This is a genomic window from Paraburkholderia sp. UCT31, from assembly GCF_014397655.1.
Classification (GTDB): Bacteria; Pseudomonadota; Gammaproteobacteria; order Burkholderiales; family Burkholderiaceae; genus Paraburkholderia; species Paraburkholderia tuberum.
Genome location: NZ_VZQP01000019.1, coordinates 73,598 through 90,831, shown reverse-complemented (window position 1 = coordinate 90,831; position 17,234 = coordinate 73,598). Strand labels below are relative to the sequence as shown.

General features: G+C 65.6%; 19 protein-coding genes. 15 read left to right on the top strand and 4 right to left on the bottom strand.

From position 1 onward, the window contains the following. Nucleotides 1-32: 32 nt before the first annotated feature. From F6X40_RS41870 to F6X40_RS17950, 4 genes are all read left to right on the top strand, one after another. Nucleotides 33-167, top strand: coding sequence for a cytochrome oxidase small assembly protein (locus F6X40_RS41870; protein ID WP_018419308.1), 135 nt, complete (start codon nt 33-35; stop codon nt 165-167). A gap of 42 nt (nt 168-209) precedes the next feature. Continuing rightward, nucleotides 210-848 carry a cytochrome c oxidase assembly protein gene (locus tag F6X40_RS17960; RefSeq protein ID WP_187628750.1) on the top strand — a complete coding sequence of 213 codons (639 nt, stop codon included), beginning with the start codon at nt 210-212 and terminating at the stop codon, nt 846-848. A gap of 50 nt (nt 849-898) precedes the next feature. Further along, nucleotides 899-1,108, top strand: coding sequence for a DUF2970 domain-containing protein (locus F6X40_RS17955; RefSeq protein ID WP_018419310.1), 210 nt, complete (start codon nt 899-901; stop codon nt 1,106-1,108). Nucleotides 1,109-1,233: 125 nt separating this feature from the next. Beyond that, complete coding sequence (locus F6X40_RS17950) at nt 1,234-2,091, top strand: cytochrome c oxidase subunit 3 (RefSeq protein WP_184054018.1); 858 nt, start codon at nt 1,234-1,236, stop codon at nt 2,089-2,091. Between the two features lie 159 nt (nt 2,092-2,250). Here the strand turns inward: F6X40_RS17950 and F6X40_RS17945 are convergent, their stop codons facing one another. Continuing rightward, entirely contained in the window at nt 2,251-2,460 is a 210-nt protein-coding gene (locus F6X40_RS17945) for a twin transmembrane helix small protein (protein ID WP_008921867.1), read from the bottom strand. A 111-nt stretch (nt 2,461-2,571) separates the two neighbouring features. Between F6X40_RS17945 and F6X40_RS17940 the strand changes: the two genes are divergently transcribed. The 5 genes from F6X40_RS17940 to F6X40_RS17920 are packed head-to-tail and all read left to right on the top strand — an operon-like array spanning nt 2,572 to nt 6,679. Beyond that, the gene (locus F6X40_RS17940; protein ID WP_187628749.1) at nt 2,572-3,288 is read left to right on the top strand and encodes an SURF1 family protein; all 717 of its coding nucleotides are present in this window, start codon (nt 2,572-2,574) and stop codon (nt 3,286-3,288) included. Between the two features lie 51 nt (nt 3,289-3,339). After that, the gene (locus tag F6X40_RS17935) at nt 3,340-4,014 is read left to right on the top strand and encodes an SCO family protein (RefSeq protein ID WP_187628748.1); all 675 of its coding nucleotides are present in this window, start codon (nt 3,340-3,342) and stop codon (nt 4,012-4,014) included. 22 nt (nt 4,015-4,036) lie between these two features. Then, nucleotides 4,037-5,146, top strand: coding sequence for a COX15/CtaA family protein (locus F6X40_RS17930; RefSeq protein WP_187628747.1), 1,110 nt, complete (start codon nt 4,037-4,039; stop codon nt 5,144-5,146). A 5-nt stretch (nt 5,147-5,151) separates the two neighbouring features. After that, nucleotides 5,152-6,057 carry a heme o synthase gene (cyoE, locus tag F6X40_RS17925; RefSeq protein ID WP_187628746.1) on the top strand — a complete coding sequence of 302 codons (906 nt, stop codon included), beginning with the start codon at nt 5,152-5,154 and terminating at the stop codon, nt 6,055-6,057. Nucleotides 6,058-6,061: 4 nt separating this feature from the next. Next, complete coding sequence (locus F6X40_RS17920; RefSeq protein WP_184066999.1) at nt 6,062-6,679, top strand: SCO family protein; 618 nt, start codon at nt 6,062-6,064, stop codon at nt 6,677-6,679. Between the two features lie 75 nt (nt 6,680-6,754). Here F6X40_RS17920 and F6X40_RS17915 read toward each other — a convergent pair whose 3' ends face one another. Continuing rightward, nucleotides 6,755-7,045 (bottom strand): YciI family protein, encoded by a 291-nt coding sequence (locus F6X40_RS17915; RefSeq protein WP_018419317.1) that lies wholly within the window; start codon nt 7,043-7,045, stop codon nt 6,755-6,757. Nucleotides 7,046-7,315: 270 nt separating this feature from the next. Here F6X40_RS17915 and F6X40_RS17910 point away from each other — a divergent pair, with 270 nt between their 5' ends. Next, on the top strand, nt 7,316-8,128 hold the full coding sequence (locus F6X40_RS17910; protein WP_187628745.1) for a MetQ/NlpA family ABC transporter substrate-binding protein: 813 nt from the start codon (nt 7,316-7,318) through the stop codon (nt 8,126-8,128). 77 nt (nt 8,129-8,205) lie between these two features. On the opposite strand, the gene F6X40_RS17905 is transcribed toward F6X40_RS17910, so the two are convergent. Next, nucleotides 8,206-9,132, bottom strand: coding sequence for a bifunctional helix-turn-helix transcriptional regulator/GNAT family N-acetyltransferase (locus F6X40_RS17905; protein ID WP_187628744.1), 927 nt, complete (start codon nt 9,130-9,132; stop codon nt 8,206-8,208). A 366-nt stretch (nt 9,133-9,498) separates the two neighbouring features. Here F6X40_RS17905 and F6X40_RS17900 point away from each other — a divergent pair, with 366 nt between their 5' ends. The 5 genes from F6X40_RS17900 to nagE all read left to right on the top strand — a co-directional run bounded on the left by F6X40_RS17900 (nt 9,499) and on the right by nagE (nt 16,976). Next, complete coding sequence (locus F6X40_RS17900) at nt 9,499-10,233, top strand: GntR family transcriptional regulator (RefSeq protein WP_184067009.1); 735 nt, start codon at nt 9,499-9,501, stop codon at nt 10,231-10,233. Nucleotides 10,234-10,307: 74 nt separating this feature from the next. Beyond that, nucleotides 10,308-11,411 (top strand): N-acetylglucosamine-6-phosphate deacetylase, encoded by a 1,104-nt coding sequence (nagA, locus tag F6X40_RS17895; protein WP_187628743.1) that lies wholly within the window; start codon nt 10,308-10,310, stop codon nt 11,409-11,411. After that, on the top strand, nt 11,395-12,411 hold the full coding sequence (locus tag F6X40_RS17890; protein ID WP_090802910.1) for an SIS domain-containing protein: 1,017 nt from the start codon (nt 11,395-11,397) through the stop codon (nt 12,409-12,411). Before nagA ends, F6X40_RS17890 begins: the two co-directional genes overlap by 17 nt. Before the next feature lie 38 nt (nt 12,412-12,449). After that, a complete protein-coding gene (ptsP, locus tag F6X40_RS17885) occupies nt 12,450-15,029 on the top strand; it encodes a phosphoenolpyruvate--protein phosphotransferase (RefSeq protein WP_187628778.1) in 2,580 nt (859 codons plus the stop codon). 132 nt (nt 15,030-15,161) lie between these two features. Next, entirely contained in the window at nt 15,162-16,976 is a 1,815-nt protein-coding gene (gene nagE / locus F6X40_RS17880; protein ID WP_187628742.1) for an N-acetylglucosamine-specific PTS transporter subunit IIBC, read from the top strand. A gap of 114 nt (nt 16,977-17,090) precedes the next feature. Here the strand turns inward: nagE and cydX are convergent, their stop codons facing one another. After that, nucleotides 17,091-17,207, bottom strand: coding sequence for a cytochrome bd-I oxidase subunit CydX (gene cydX, locus F6X40_RS17875; protein WP_187628741.1), 117 nt, complete (start codon nt 17,205-17,207; stop codon nt 17,091-17,093). Between the last annotated feature and the right edge of the window lie 27 nt (nt 17,208-17,234).

The following is a 17,234-nucleotide window of genomic DNA, read 5'->3' as shown; positions in this document are numbered from 1 at the left end:
GCCAGTCAAGAACCGTACTCAGAAAGTCGAGCATGACGCGCAATCCACAGGAAAGACGTACGCCGGAGCAGATTCGCGCGGGCAACAGGCGGATAGGGTTGGTGATGTTCGCGATCGCCGCGGTGTTTTTCGCGAGCGCGATTCTGAAGCAGTGCTGGTTCAGCTAACGCCGCCTTCGCAGTCCGTATGCAGGTTTGTTGAGGATTCAGATGTCGACGCAACCGCCGGCCGAGGCCGACCGCTCTTTCAACCGTTCGATGCTGATCAAGCTGTTCGTCGTCGCGTTGATGATGTTCGGTTTCGGTTTCGCGCTGGTGCCGATGTATCGCGCGATCTGCCAGATCACCGGCGTGAACAACCTCGTGCAGCGCGACGTTTCAGCGCGCGAGGCGAAGAATACGCAGGTCGACATGAGCCGCACGATTTCGATCGAATTCGATGCGAACGCGCGGGGCCTGTTGGGTTTCAAGCCGGAGCAGCGCAGTCTCGACGTGCATCCGGGCGAAGTAACGACGGTCATGTACGACGTCAGCAACGAGCAGTCGCGCACGATCCGTGCGCAGGCCATTCCGAGCTACGCGCCGAAGCAGGCGACCGAGTACTTCAGGAAGATCGAGTGTTTCTGCTTCACGCAGCAGACGTTGAACGCGAACGAGACGAAGCGGATGCCGGTGGTGTTCGTCGTCGACCCGAAGTTGCCGAAGGACGTGAAGACGATCACGCTGTCGTACACGTTTTTCGAGTTGAACACGCGGGCGGCGGCTAGCGCGGATGATGCGGCGCCGAAGGCGAATGCAGTGAACAATGCAGTGACCAGCGCGGCAGCCACTCCCGCGAAGCCGGCCTGAAGCAGATTTGACGGCGCGAGCCGCGGACGAACGAAGGAAAACGAAGCGACATGAACGATAACGGCGGCAGTCCGCGCAAGAGCAGTTTCGGTCAATCGATGCGCGCGGTGTTCTGGTCGTTTTTCGGCGTGCGCAAGCGCCGCGATCTCGAGGCGGACGCGACGCAACTGAACCCGCTGCATGTGATCGTGGCGGCGCTGATCGGCGCGGCGGTTCTGATCGGGGTGCTGATTCTGGTCGTGCGCCTCGTGGTCGGTTGAGGCAGTAGCAGGGCGCAGCAGCAGAGAAGAGCCCACGAATTAGAGAGAAGCGGTGCGGTATCGACGCGCCGCCGAAGATACAGCCGGAGATTCCGGAACAACTGGACTGAAGTGGAGAATCAAGAATGAGCGGTCAAAACGAGAGCCCGTACTATTTCGTACCGCATCCGTCGCGGCATCCGATCAGCGCCGCTACGGGGTTGCTGGTCATGCTCGGATCGCTTGCGGCCTGGATCAACGACCATACCTGGGCGCCGCTTGGCGTGCTCATCGGTCTGCTGTGGCTGCTCTTTACGCTGTGGCATTGGTTCGGCGATGCGATCGCCGAGTCGGAAGGCGGCATGTACGGCAAGAACGTCGACCGGTCGTACCGCTGGAGCATGAGCTGGTTCATATTCTCCGAAGTGATGTTCTTCGGCGCATTCTTCGGCGCGCTGTTCTATGCCCGCGAAATCGCGCTGCATCAACTCGGCAGCCTCGACTACAAACTGATCTGGCCGGATTTCACGGCGGTGTGGCCGAACAACGGCCCGGCCGAACTCGTGGGCACCTACAAGTCGATGCAGCCGTGGCCGGTGCCGACCATCAACACGGCGCTGCTGCTGTCGTCGGGTGCGACGCTGACGGTGTCGCACCACGCGCTGCGCGACAACCATCGCAAGAAGGCGATTGCGTGGCTCGCGGCGACAATCGTGCTGGGCGTGAGCTTCCTGTTCCTGCAGGGCTTCGAATACTTCCACGCGTACAACGAGCTGAACCTGACGCTGGCTTCGGGCATCTACGGTTCGACGTTCTTCCTGCTGACTGGCTTCCACGGCTTTCACGTGTTCCTCGGCGGCACGATGCTCTCCGTTGTGCTGGTGCGCCTGATTCGCGGCCACTTCACGCCGGAACATCACTTCGCGTTCGAAGGCGCGGCCTGGTACTGGCACTTCGTCGACGTCGTGTGGCTCGGGCTGTATGTCGTCGTGTACTGGCTGTAATGCGGCCAGATCCGTGCGCGCAATGCCGTTCAGGCGGCGCGCACGAGCAGTATGCAAGGTTGAATGCAGCGCCGCCCTCGACCTCTCAGGGCGGCGTTTTGTTTGGCGGCGAGGAAAATTTGCCGCTGAAGGGATGCGGCGGCGACCTATCCGCGAGCGTCAGCGCCCGTACGGAATCCCGGTCGACTGAATCCAGCCCATCCAGTGTGCGAACAGGATGAACAGGAACAGCGAGATCGACAGGCCCACCCGCGTGGCGAGTGACCAGACCATCCGCTTGGTCTTGCCTTTGTCGTGCATCATGAAATACAGCGCCGACACCATGCTGGCGATGATGAGAGCAAAGGCGATGGGAACGATAATGTGCATGGAACCAACTGAAACCGGAAAGCGCAGTGGCAAGACGTTCATTATCGCACCGCGAGCGGGCGTCTGCCGCAGGTTCCCGGCGGCCCTGAGCGCGATGCCGGAGCGCCCGCAATGAAGTTTCGCCTGATTCCCGCGCTGCTGATCCTGCTGGTCGTCGTCGTGACGATGCGGCTCGGTTTCTGGCAGCGCGATCGCGCGCATCAGAAGGAAGCGCTCGAGGCGCGCATCACGCAGTTCGAGAACGCGCCCGCGTTGCCGGTCAGCGCGGCGCCGCTCGCGCTGAAGGACGTCGAGTTTCATCGCGTGAAAGCGCGCGGCAGTTTCGTCACGGACAAGGTCGTGTACCTCGATAATCGTCCGTATAACGATCAGCCGGGCTTTTACGTCGTGATGCCTTTTAAACTCGCCGACGGCGGTTACGTGCTCGTCAATCGCGGCTGGCTGCCGCGCAACCTGAGCAATCGCGAGACCATCGCGCCGTACACGACGCCGCCGGGCGAGGTCGAGATCGAAGGGATTGCGCGTGCCGACGCGTCGCGCGCGTTCGAGCTCGGCGAGGGTGGATCGGTCGCGCATCACCTGATCCGGCAGAATCTCGACGTCGGCTCGTACGCCGCGGAGACCGGGCTGCCGCTGCAATCGTTCGTGATCCAGCAGACCGGCGATGCCGGCGACGGCCTGGTGCGCGACTGGCCCGCACCGACCACCGGCGTCGAGCGCAACTACGGCTACATGCTGCAGTGGTGGGGCATGGCCGCCGCCGCGCTCGCCTTCGGTCTGTATGCGGCGCGCCGCGCGGGCAAAAAAGAGCACGCGCCGGGCGCGTGAGGAACGCAAGGCACGGCTCGCCGCCGTCCAAACATTGAAAGAGGTTCTGTAGTGTCGACTCAAACTCCCCGTTCGCCGGAAGCTGGCAAATCCAGCGGCAAACCCGTCGCGGCCAAAGCGATGCCCGGCCAACCGAACGGCCCGGGCTCGTGGCGGCGCGGCCGCTGGGTGCTGCTGCTGCTCGCGGTGATCTGCGCGGCGCCGATCGCGATCTCGTACTTCATGTACTTCGTCGTGAAGCCGACCGGCGGCAGCACGAACTACGGCGCGCTGATCGAGCCGCAACGGCCGATCCCGGACTCGCTCATGGTCACCGGCGCGGACGGCAAGCCGCTGAAGCTCGCCTCGCTGCATGGCCGCTGGCTCATGATCTCGGTGGACAACAGCGCGTGCGACCAAGCCTGCGTGACGAAGCTCTACTTCATGCGACAAATCCGCGCAGCTCAGGGCCCGGAACGCGAGCGCGTCATGGAAGTGTGGCTGCGCACCGATGCAGACAAGGTCGCGGACGTGATACAAACCGCCTACCCCAACACCGACATGCTGATCGCCGATCCGGCGCAGGTCGCCGCGTGGCTGCCCGCCGACATCGGCACGCGGATCACCGACCACATCTACCTGGTCGATCCGAACGGCAATCTGATGATGCGTTTTCCGAAAGACGCGAACCCGAGCAAGATCAAAGGCGACCTGACCAAGCTGCTCAAATGGTCGACCATCGGCTGACGCCGCAACCTGGGTAAATGAGATGTTCGTATTGCAACTGGGCCTGATCGGCTTGTGTATCGCGTTGCTGCCGTTGTCCTACGTGTGGGTCAAGGCCGACGACAACAAATTCCGCAAGCTGGTCTGGCTCACCACCTTCCTGACGCTCGATCTCGTGATGTTCGGCGGCTTCACGCGCCTCACCGATTCGGGCCTCGGCTGCCCGGATTGGCCCGGCTGCTACGGCACGTCGTCGCCGTTCATCGCGCACGCGGCGATCTCCGCGGCCTATCAGGCGATGCCGAGCGGCCCCGTCAGCATGACGAAGGCGTGGATCGAAATGATCCATCGCTACTTCGCGATGGCGATCGGCGTGCTGATCATCGCGCAGACGATCATTGCCTGGACGGCGCGTATCAAGCGTCGTCCGCTGCATGTGTCGCCGTGGTGGCCGACTTCGCTGCTGCTGCTGATCGTCGTGCAGGGCGTGTTCGGCGCGTGGACCGTGACCATGAGGCTGCAGCCGATCATCGTGACCACGCATCTGCTGCTCGGCCTGGCGCTGCTCGGCACGCTCGGCTGGCTCGCGGCGCGCCTGACGCCGCTGCCGGCCTACGAGCCCGAGGCCGCGCGCTGGCGCGTGGCCGCGCTCGCGGGTCTCGCGCTGCTGGTACTGCAAATCGCGCTCGGTGGCTGGGTCAGCACGAACTACGCGGTGCTCGCGTGCACCGACTTCCCGACCTGCAACGGCCAATGGATTCCGCCGATGGACTTCGCGCACGGCTTCCACCTGTGGCGCGCGCTCGGCATGACCGGCGACGGCGACGTGATCACGCAGGATGCGCTGGTCGCGATTCACTGGACGCATCGCACGTTCGCGTTCGCTGTGATCGCCTATCTGGTGTGGTTCGCGTTGAAGATGCGCCGCTTCGAGTCACTGCGGCGACCCGCCAACGGCGTGCTGCTGGTGGTGCTGATCCAGTTCGTCACCGGCTTGTCGAACATCGTGCTGCAATGGCCGTTACCGATTGCGGTCGCCCATAACGGCGGGGCCGCGATCCTGCTGCTGCTGCTCGTTATGTTAAACTTTCGGGTCGCTTATAGCCGTCCCGGCTGCGCCGCGCTCCCTGCGCGCGAAGCCGCGCCAGCGTGACTCACATGGACAGCACAACACTCTCCCGAACGCCCGGCAGCCGGGTCTCCCAATATCTCGCACTGACCAAGCCGCGTGTTACGCAGCTTGCGGTGTTCTGCGCGGTCATCGGCATGTTCCTGTCGACGCCGGGCATGGTGCCATGGACCGTACTGATCGGCGGCACGGTCGGCATCTGGCTGCTGGCCGGCGCCGCGTTCGCGATCAACTGCCTCGTCGAGCAGCAGATCGACGCCAAAATGCGCCGCACGTCGTGGCGTCCGTCCGCGCGCGGCGAAATCACCACCCCGCAGATCCTGCTGTTCTCGGCCGTGCTCGGCGGCCTCGGCATGTGGACGCTGTACACGTTCGCCAATGCGCTGACCATGTGGCTCACGCTCGCCACATTCGTCGGTTATGCGGTCATCTATACGCTGCTGCTGAAGCCAGTCACGCCGCAGAACATCGTGATCGGCGGCGCGTCGGGCGCGATGCCGCCCGCGCTCGGCTGGGCCGCGGTAACGGGCCACGTGCCCGGCGACGCGTGGATCCTCGTGCTGATCATCTTCGTGTGGACACCGCCGCATTTCTGGTCGCTCGCGCTGTATCGCCGCAAGGACTACGAAAACGCCGGCCTGCCGATGCTGCCGAACACGCACGGCGAAAAGTACACGCGCCTGCATATCCTTCTCTACACGGTCATCCTGTTCGCGGTCACGCTGATGCCGTTCATCTCCGGCATGAGCGGCGTCGTGTATCTCGCGTCGGCGGTGCTGCTCGGCGCCGTGTTTCTCGCTTATGCGTGGAAGATCTACCGCGAGTATTCGGACGAGCTCGCGCGCAAAACTTTCCGTTTTTCGATCGTCTATCTGTCGCTGCTGTTCGCCGCGCTGCTGATCGACCACTACTCGCGCGTCGTGATAGGCGCGTAACACCATGCTCAACAATCGCTTTGCGCGCATCGCGCGCGCCGCTGTGATGGCTTGCGCGCTCGGCGGCACATTGCTGATGACGGGTTGCGGCAAGCAGCCGCCGGCTTTTACGAATCTCGACATCACCGGCAATACGCAATTCGCCGGCGATTTCTCGTTGCCCGACACGTCCGGCAAGATCCGCACGCTTGCCGACTACAAAGGCAAGGTCGTCGTGCTGTTCTTCGGCTATACGCATTGCCCGGACGTCTGCCCGACGACGATGGCCGAGCTGTCACAGGCGTTGCAGCAACTCGGTCCGGAGGACGCGAAGCGCGTGCAGGTGCTGTTCGTCACCGTCGACCCCGAGCGCGATACGCCGCAGTTGCTCGCGCAATACGTGCCGGCGTTCAATCCGAGCTTCGTGGGCTTGCGTCCCGCTAGCGAAGAACAGCTCGCGAAGGTCGCGAAGGACTTCCGCGTGTACTACGCGAAGGTCCCGGGCAAGACACCCGACAGCTACACGATGGACCACACGGCCGCGAGCTATGTGTTCGACACGGACGGCAAGCTGCGTCTGTTCGCGCGCGATGGCCAAGGCGCGACACCATGGGTCCATGACATCAAGCTGCTGCTTGATTGACGCGCATCGCAGGCGGCTTTTTAAAGCGGCGCGGCTCACGCCTCCCCGCATCCCTCCCCTCTTCGCAACTCGCGCTCAGACCGGAATCGGCAAATTCAGCCCCGGCGCGAGACGCGTCGTCTTGAACTCCGTCACCTCGTAGCGCGCGAGCTGTTGCAGGGCGAACGGATCGCTCGCGAGAATGCGATCCAGCCTGTCGCGCTCGATACGAACAGCGAGGATGATGCCGCCGTCGCGCGGCACTTTCGGCCCGGCCGCGACGAAGATGCCCGCGTCGAACTGCTCCGCGAGAAACGCGCGATGCGCGTCGAGCGCGTCGTCGATACGATCGAGCGGGGCGGTGTAGATCAGGTTGATCACGTACATGGTCGTTCTCAGGGGCGGGTGAGTGGGCCGTGCGCGGCTACGGCTCTGGATTATCGGTCAGCCGCGGGTTTTGCGTTGCGCTGGCCATTGCGCTTGCGCTCCGCATAACCATATGCGGTAAGGGTATTTCCCAACTTGCCGCCCATATGAAACAATTTTGGGCTTGGCCGACGGCGCGCCAGCACGAACCGGAGCGCCGCCCATTTCATCCGACTCCGACATCGATCGGAGCCATCGACTCAAACGTCGAACCGCAACAGCGAGAATCACATGCAGCGCAGAAATATCCTCAAAGCCCTCACCGCAGTCGTCGCCGGGGCGGCGATCCTGACCAGCTTCGGCGCGCACGCCGACGACAAGGTCATCAAGGTCGGCACGATCGGCGGCCCGGACGCGCAGATCTGGGAAGTCGTCACCAGGGTCGCGAAGCGCGAAGGCCTGAACGTGAAGGTCGTCGAGTTCAACGACTACATTCAGCCGAACGCCGCGCTCGACGCGGGCGACCTCGACGCCAACAGCTTCCAGCACCAGCCGTACCTCGATAGCCAGATCAAGCAGCGCGGCTACAAGCTCGTCAACGCGGGCCTCACGTACATCTCGCCGCTCGGCGCGTACTCGAAGAAGCTGAAGTCGTTGAAGGACCTGCCGCAGGGCGCGAAGGTCGCGGTGCCGAACGATCCGTCGAACGAAAATCGCGCACTGCTGTTGCTGCAGGCGCAAGGGCTGATCAAGCTGAAGGCCGGCGCGGCCACGGGCGGCAACAACGCGACGCCGCTCGATGTCGTCGACAATCCGAAGAAGATCAGGTTCGTCGAGCTCGACGCCGCGCAACTGCCGCGTTCGCTCGCCGACGTCGACGCTGCCGTCATCAATACGAACTTCGCGCTGGCCGCCGGCCTGCAGCCGACCAAGGACGCGATCGCGCTCGAAGACATCCACAGCCCGTACGCGAACCTGATCGCCGTGCGCGCGAAGGACAAGGATCAGCCATGGGTGAAGAAGCTGGTCGCGGCATATCAGTCGGAAGACGTGCGCCAGTCCATCAAGACGCAGTTCAAGGGTTCGATGGTGCCGTCGTTCTAAGCGACGCGTTCAGCGCGATCGCAAGCGCAGCCGCATGGCATCAGGAAAGGCACGCGCCGTACAGGCGCGTGCTTTTTTTATAGTTCCAGCTCCCATCTTTCGATCGTCAGATCCTGGCCGAAGCGGCGCTGCGCCGCGCTGCCGGCCAACTCGAACCCAGCGCGCTCGCAAAGCCGCGGTGGCTCCGCCAATGCGCTCGCGGTGGTCAGCGTGAGCTTCGTGTAGCCCGCGCGCCGCGCGAAGCGCACGCATTCGCTGAGCAACTGCGTGCCGATGCCGAGCTTCCGCACGTCCGGTTCGACCCACAGCAGGCGCACGCCCGCGACCGTCGTCGAGACCCCGACGAGGCAAACCGAGCCGACCACCAGACCCTCCTGTTCGGCGATCCAGCACTTCTCGCGCAGCGGATCGTTGCGCTGCGCGTACTCGGCGACGACGCGCGCGAGCAAGCCCTCGAACGTGTGATCCCAGCCGTACTGCGCGGCGAACCACTGCGCCTGACGATGCACGAGCCAGCCACATTCGCCGGCGCGCGGCTGACGCAGCACCACGAGCTCGTGCTTCGGCTTGTCGCCGAGCAGGCGCTCGATCAGCTTCATCGCGCCGATCAACTGCTCCTGCGATAGCGCGCTGAGTCTGTCGAGCAGGCCGAGTGCTTCATGGATGGCGGCGGCGTCGAGCGGCGCGTAGATCGCGTGGCCGTGCTCGGTGAGCGCGATCAGCGACTGGCGTGCGTCGGTGTCGGACGGACGGCGGGTGATCAGCTCGCGTCGCTCGAAACTGGTCAGCAGGCGGCTCAGATAGCCGCTATCGAGCCCGAGCGCGCGCCCGAGCACCGACGCGGTCTGCGCGCGGGCGCGCGATAGCTCGTGCAGCACGCGCACTTCCGTCAGCGAGAACTCGCTTCGAGCCAGATGCTCGTGCAGGGCACCGATGCATTGGGTATAGAAGCGATTGAAATGGCGGACGGCCTGAGCGCGCCGCAGCGCCTCGGAATCTGTCAAGGGCGGCTCCCCGGGACTTTTTATGGTCGGTACAGCGCACTATATCGGCACGACCCTTATTTACAAAGCCACTCCACCGCCGCGAGACACCAACTGGTATTAAATAGGTATTGATTATTTGGGCTGTTGATACCACCAGGAGCCAATAACGACTCGCTGGTATCGTCAAATGCGTGCGATGCGGGAAAGTCCCTGGTCTGCAAATCGCTCCGACGGAGCCCTTGAATCCCGCTGTGATCCCCACTCAGCAAGGCTTTCCGGCGATCCGGACCGGCATGGAACCAGTCCGTTGGCTGGTATTATGTTGGTTATATAATGGGCTCTCAATTTTCCGGGCCTTACTGCTCACGGCGTCCTTGGAGCCCCATGGAAACTCGCTGGTCCGCATTGATGCCTGACGTGCGCAACGTCACGCCGCTCTACCTGCAGCTCGCGCGCAACCTGGCGACGGCGATCCATTGCGGCGTCTGGTCGGCCGGCGAGGCGCTGCCTTCCGAGCGTACGCTGTCCGACGCGATCGGCGTGTCGCGCGTCACCGCGCGCAAGGCGATCGAACTGCTGGTCGAGCAGGGGCTGATCCGGCGCTCGCGCGGCGCGGGCAGCTTCATCACGCCGCGCGTCGAAGATCCGCTGTCGCGTCTCACCGGCTTCACGAAGAAGATGCAGCAGCGCGGTTTCCGGCCCGATTCGGTCTGGCTCGAACGCGACGTGCGCGCCGCCAATCGCGACGAGCTGCTGCGCCTCGGCTTGTCACCCGGCGCGGCCGTCACGAGCCTGCGGCGGCTGCGGCGCGCGGACGGCATCGTGATGGCGGTCGAACATTCGGCGCTGCCGGTCGCGATCGTGCCTGATCCGCTCGTGATCGGCGACTCGCTGTACAGCTATCTCGAGCAGCGCGGCGCGGCGGTCGTGCGCGCGTTGCAGCACTTCCGCGCGGTCAACGCGTCGAGCGAAATCGCCGCGCTGATGGACATCGAACCACGCACCGCGCTGCTGGTCATCACCCGGATCGGCTACAGCGCGGATCAACGCGCGATCGAGCTGACCGACACCTATTGCCGCGACGACTACTACGACTTCGTCGCTGAATTGCGCACCTGAGCTGCGCGGCCCTCGCAGGCCGCAAGTCCGGCGGACGCCATTTGCCGCATACGTATCACGCACCAGAGAGACTCATGCTGACCGGAAACATACTCACCACCGAAGGGTGGATCCACGGCACGCTCGAATACGAAAACGGCCGCATCACGACGCTGTCCGGCGAGCGCGTCGATCCGTCGACGAACGACGCACCGTACATCCTGCCCGGCTTCATCGATCTGCACGTGCATGGCGGCGGCGGCGCCGACGTGATGGAAGCTGGCGACGCGATCGAAACGATCACCCGCACGCATGCGCGCTACGGCACCACGAGCCTGCTCGCAACGACCATGACCGCGCCGCGCGACGAGCTGATGAACGTCGTCGCCGGGCTCGGCAACGTCACGCGGGTGCGCACGCCGGGTTGCGCGCGCGTGCTCGGCGTGCATCTGGAAGGACCGTACATCAACCCCGGCAAGCTTGGCGCGCAGCCCGACGCGGCGGTATCGGCGGTGTTGGACGAGGTGCTCAGGTATCTGTCGATCGCGCCGATCCGCGTCGTCACGCTGGCGCCCGAGATCGCCGGCCACATGGAGATCATCTCCGAGATGGCGGCGCGCGGCGTACGCGTGCAGCTCGGCCATTCGCTCGGCACCTACGACGACGCGGTCGCCGCGCTCAAGCACGGCGCGTGCGGCTTCACGCATCTGTTCAACGCGATGTCGCCGCTGCATCACCGCAACCCCGGCCTCGTCGGCGCTGCGCTTGCGCACGCCGAATACGCCGAAATCATTCCCGACCTGCTGCACGTGCATCCGGGGGCGATCCGCACCGCGCTGCGCGCGATTCCGCGCCTGTATGTGGTGACGGACAGCACGTCGGCTACCGGCATGCCCGACGGCGAATACCGCCTCGGCAGCCAGCACGTAACCAAGTGCCTCGGCGGCGTACGTCTGGCCGACGGCACGCTCGCGGGCAGCACGCTGACGATGGATCAGGCGCTGCGCAATCTCGTCTCGATCGGCCTGCCGATCGCCGATGTATCCCACCGTTTGTCACGCTACGCCGCCGACTATCTCGGCATCGAGGACCGCGGCCGCATCGCGCGCGGTGCGTGGGCCGACGTGGTCGTATTCGACCGCGAGCTGGCGCTGAGCGCGACCTACGTCGAAGGAGAAGCCATTGTCGAATATGCTTAAGGAAGCGCTCGCGTCCGCCGCAACAGTAGCCGAACAGCTCAAGGACACCTCGCGCGTCGCGGCGCTCGCCGCGAAGCTCGCGCAGCAGCCGCGCCATGTCGCGCTGACCGTCGCGCGCGGCAGCTCGGACCATGCCGCCAGCTACTTTGCATCCCTGACGATGAGCCGCCTCGGCGTGCCGGTCGCGTCGCTGCCGATGTCGGTCGCGACGCTGCAGCAGGCGCCGCTGCAGGTGCGCGACCAGCTTGCGCTCGCGTTTTCGCAATCGGGCAAGAGCCCCGACCTCGTCGGCACGATGAACGCGTTGCGCGCGGCCGGCGCATTGACGGTCGCCGCCGTGAACGCACCGAGCTCGCCGCTCGCCGACGCGTGCGAATGGCATCTGCCGCTCGTAGCCGGTCCCGAGCTGAGCGTCGCGGCGACCAAGAGCTATATCGCCATGCTGTCGATCTCCGCGCAGCTGGTTGCGCATTGGCAGAACGACGCCGAGTTGCTCGATGGACTGAACACGCTGCCCGACGCGCTGGAACGCGCGGGCCGGCTCGACTGGTCGATGGCCGTGAACGAGTTGCGCGGTATCGAACGGATGATCGTGATTGGCCGCGGTCTTGGCCTCGCGATCGCGCAGGAAGCCGCGCTGAAGCTGAAGGAAACTTCCGGCATCCAGGCCGAAGCGTTTTCGAGCGCGGAAGTGCGTCATGGTCCGATGGAGCTGATCGACCGCGACTATCCGCTGCTCGTGTTCGCGCCGCGTGGCCCGGAGCAGGCGGGTCTGCTGCAACTCGCGCACGACATGAGCGCGCGCGGCGCGCGCGTGCTGCTCGCGGCGCCCGATGACGTCGCGCAAGCCTCGCTGCCGCTCGTCGCCACCGCACACGCGGCGCTCGATCCGATCGCCGCCATCCTGTCCTTTTACGTGATGGCCGCGGATCTTGCCGCTGCGCGCGGGCGCAATCCCGACGCGCCTCGCCATCTCAACAAAGTCACCGAAACTCACTGACGAGAATGACGATGCGACGTGTCGAGAAGTCCAACCTGATGAGCCATTCCGAGAATCACATTGTTTTGCTCGCACCGCTGACCGGCCCGGTCGTGCCGCTCGCGAAGGTGCCGGACCCGGTGTTTTCGGGCGGCATGTTCGGCGACGGCATCGGCGTCGATCCGCTCGAGGGTCGGCTCGTCGCGCCATGCGACGGCGTCGTCACGCATCTCGCGCGCACCGGCCACGCGGTAACGCTCGAGAGCGCCGAGGGCGCGCAGATTCTGCTGCATATCGGTATCGACACCGTCGGACTGAACGGCAAGGGTTTTGCGCCGATGGTCGCGCAGGGCGCGCAGGTGCACGCCGGTGACGTGCTGATCGAGTTCGATCTGGACCAGATCGCGCTGAATGCGCCGAGCCTCGTCTCGGTGATCGCGATTGCGAATTCGGATGCGTTCGAGGTCATCGAGCGGGCGCCGAACGGGCATGTCAAGGCCGGCGAAACGACGCTGCTGGTACTGCGCGCGCGCGAGGGCGTCAGCCACGACGCGGTGCGCGAGGCGAGCGCCGCGTACGTGACGGACGAAGCACGCCGGCAGATCACGCTGACGCACGCGGGCGGCCTGCATGCGCGGCCCGCGGCGCGGGCGCGCGAAGCGGCGCGCGGCTTCGACGCACGGGTCGAGGTGCGCTACGACGGGCGCAAGGCGTCGATCGAAAGCGTGGTGGGTCTGCTTGGACTCGGTGCCGGCGAAGGCGCAAGCGTCGAGTTGCTCGGCGTCGGTCCGCACGCGCAGGCGGCGGTCGATGCAATCGCTGACGAACTGACGCGCGAAGCGCACGGCGAGGTCGAACCGAAGCGCGAACAGAAAGCGGCGCGGCCAGCGGCCGCACCGGCGGCAGTCGTTGCGGCGCCCGCCGCGGGCGAGCCGCTCGCGCCGAACACGCTCGCGGGCGTGTGCGCGGCACCGGGCATCGCGCTCGGCAAGCTGGTGCGCTGGGACGACGCGGATCTCGAGCCGCCGGAGCAGGCGAGCGGCACGTCGGCGGCGGAAAGCCGTCTGCTCGACAAGGCGATCGCGACCGTCGACGCCGATCTCGACACGATCGTGCGCGATGCGTCGCAACGCGGCTCGGTCGGCGAGGCGGGGATTTTCGCGGTGCATCGCGTGCTGCTCGAAGATCCGGCACTGCTCGACGCCGCGCGCGATCTGATCAGCCTCGGCAAGAGCGCCGGTTTTGCATGGCGCGAAGCCATCCGCGCGCAAGTAGGCATCCTGAGTAATGTGGAGGACGCACTGCTCGCCGAGCGGGCCGCCGATCTGCGCGACATCGAAAAGCGCGTGCAGCGCGCGCTCGGCTACACGGGCAGCGCGGCTCGCACGCTGCCGGACGAGGCGGTGCTCGCGGCCGACGAATTCACGCCGTCGGATCTGTCGTCGCTCGATCGCACGCGCGTGACCGCGCTCGTGATGGCACGCGGCGGCGCGACCTCGCACGCGGCGATTCTCGCGCGTCAGGCGGGCATTCCGGCGCTGGTCGCGCTCGGCGACGCGTTGCATGCGATACCCGAGGGCACTCAGGTGGTGGTGAACGCGAGCACCGGCCGGCTCGAATTCGCGCCGACCGAACTCGACGTCGAACGCGCGCGACGCGAACGCAGCCGCCTCGCCGACGTGCGCGAAGCGAATCGCCGCACGTCGCAGCAGGCAGCGGCGACCTCCGACGGCCGCGCGATCGAAGTGGCCGCCAACATCGCCACACTCGACGACGCGAACGCCGCGGTCGACAACGGCGCGGACGCGGTCGGCCTGCTGCGCACCGAGCTGCTGTTCATCCACCGCCCGGCCGCGCCGAGCGCGGACGAGCATCGCCACAGCTATCAGGCGATCGTCGATGCGTTGCGCGGCCGCGCCGCGATCATCCGCACGCTCGACGTCGGCGCGGACAAGGAAGTCGATTATCTGACGCTGCCGCCCGAGCCGAACCCCGCACTCGGCCTGCGCGGCGTGCGCCTCGCGCAGGTGCGCCCCGATCTGCTCGACGACCAGCTACGTGGCCTGCTCGCGGTGCGTCCGGTCGGCGCCGTGCGCATCCTGCTGCCGATGGTCACCGATGCGGGCGAACTGATCCGCATCCGCAAGCGTATCGACGAGCTTGCACGCGAAGCGGGTAGAACGGAGCCGGTCGAAGTTGGCGTGATGATCGAAGTGCCGTCGGCTGCATTGCTCGCCGATCAGCTCGCGCAGCACGCCGATTTCCTGTCGATCGGCACCAACGACCTGACCCAATACACGCTCGCGATGGACCGCTGCCAGCCCGATCTGGCGGCGCAGGCGGACGGCCTGCATCCGGCGGTGCTGCGCCTGATCGCGGCGACCGTCGAAGGTGCCGCGAAGCACGGCAAATGGGTCGGCGTGTGCGGCGCGCTCGCCGGCGACCCGCTCGCGATGCCGCTGCTGGTGGGCCTCGGTGTGACCGAGCTGTCGGTCGATCCGGTCTCCGTGCCGGGCATCAAGGCACGCGTGCGCACGCTCGACTATCAGCTGTGTCGCCAGCGCGCCCGCGATGCGCTAGCGCTCGACTCGGCGCAGGCGGTCAGAGCCGCAAGCCGCGCCACGTGGCCCCTCGATTGAAACACTAACGAATTTGAGAACCCGCACGCCGTGCGCCCGGCAGCACGTCTGCCTTCACGCGCGGCGCGAGTCTCCGTATAGCTGCACCACTCAACCAAGACCTACCCCTACGAGACAAAATTGGAGATACCGATGGATGGAAATCCGTTTCTGAAGATTCAGCGCCTGGGACGCGCGCTGATGCTGCCGATCGCGGTGCTACCGGTGGCCGGCCTGTTGCTGCGGCTCGGCCAGCCCGACGTGTTCAACATCAAGATGATCGCCGATGCGGGCGGCGCGATCTTCGACAACCTGCCGCTCCTGTTCGCGATCGGCGTGGCGGTCGGCTTCGCGAAAGACAACAACGGCGTCGCGGGTCTGGCTGGCGCGATCGGCTATCTGGTGCAGATCGCGGTGATGAAGGACATCAACGACAAGCTGAACATGGGCGTGCTGTCGGGGATCATCGCGGGCATCGTCGCGGGGCTGCTGTACAACCGCTACAAGGACATCAAGCTGCCCGACTACCTGGCGTTCTTCGGCGGCAAACGCTTCGTGCCGATCGTGACAGGGGTGGTCTGCGTGGTGCTAGGCATCGTATTCGGGCATGTGTGGGAGCCGGTGCAGAACGCGATCGACGTGGCCGGCCACTGGCTCACGACGGCCGGCGCGCTCGGCGCCTTCGTGTTCGGCGTGCTGAACCGGCTGCTGCTCGTCACGGGTTTGCATCACATCCTCAACTCGCTGACGTGGTTCGTGTTCGGCTCCTTCACGCCGGCGGGCGGTGCGCCCGTCACGGGCGACCTGCACCGCTTCTTCGCTGGCGATCCGACCGCGGGCACCTTCATGACCGGCTTCTTCCCGGTGATGATGTTCGGCCTGCCGGCCGCGTGTCTCGCGATGTATCACGAGGCGCCGAAAGAGCGTCGCGCGATGGTGTTCGGCCTGCTGTTCTCGATGGCGCTCACGTCGTTCCTGACCGGTGTGACCGAGCCGATCGAGTTCAGCTTCATGTTCCTCGCGCCGGTGCTGTATGCGATCCACGCGCTGCTGACGGGTCTGTCGCTCGCGATCTGCTCGGCGCTCGGGATTCACCTCGGCTTCACGTTCTCGGCGGGCTTCATCGACTACGTGCTGAACTTCGGTCTGTCGACGAAGGGCTGGTGGGCGATTCCGCTCGGCATCGTGTACTCGGTCGTGTACTACGGTCTGTTCCGCTTCTTCATCCGTAAGTTCAACATGGCGACGCCGGGCCGTGAGCCCGCCGCTGCCGACGAGCTGGTCGAGTCGCTCGCGGCGGGCGGTTTCGTCGCGCCGGCGGCTGGTGCGGCCGTGCCGCGTGCGCAGCGCTATATCGCGGCGCTCGGCGGCGCGGCGAATCTGTCGGTCGTGGATGCGTGCACGACGCGTCTGCGTCTGTCTGTCGTCGATACGGACAAGGTCTCCGAAAGCGAACTGAAGTCGATCGGTGCGCGCGGTGTGCTCAAGCGCGGCACGAACAACGTGCAGGTGATCATCGGACCGGAGGCGGACATCATCGCCGATGAGATGCGTACGGCGATCGCGCAGGGTCAGGGCGACGCGGTGAAGGTGGCGGGTGTTGCTGTATCGGCGCCGGCTGCTGCCGCAGCGGCTACCGCTGCCGCGCCGGTCGCGCGAAACGCTGGGCACGCCGATGACGCGCAAGGCGGTCCGCTCGATCCCGATCCGCTGCGCTGGCTCGCCGTGCTCGGCGGCGCGGGCAACGTGGTATCGCTCGATGCGGTGGCGGCGACGCGTCTGCGGGTAGTCGTGCGCGATCCGTCGGCGGTCGATCGTCAGCGCCTCGCGACGCTCGATACCGCGTGGGTGTCGACCGACACGTTCCATATCGTCGTCGGCGAGGCCGCGCAGCGCTATGCGCAGAAGCTGGCCGAGCGCCTGTCGTCGCAAGGCGACAGCGCGGGCGCGGCGCCGGTGCCGGCGTGATCGGTTGATGGCTGTCGAGCGCTGTTGAGTTGCACGGCGATCGCAGCACGCCAATAAAAAAGCGGCACCTGGTCCCAAGGTGCCGCTTTCGCGTTGACGACCAGAGCGTGGCGCCTAGCGAGTCCCCCGCTTTGCCGAGCGCGCCGCCTCGCGCGATTCGAGCCACATCACATTGACGACACCGAACGCCAGCGCGACGCCAACGCCGAGAATCCGGCTGAAATACCACATCGCCAACTCCTGTTTTCTGTTGCAGCG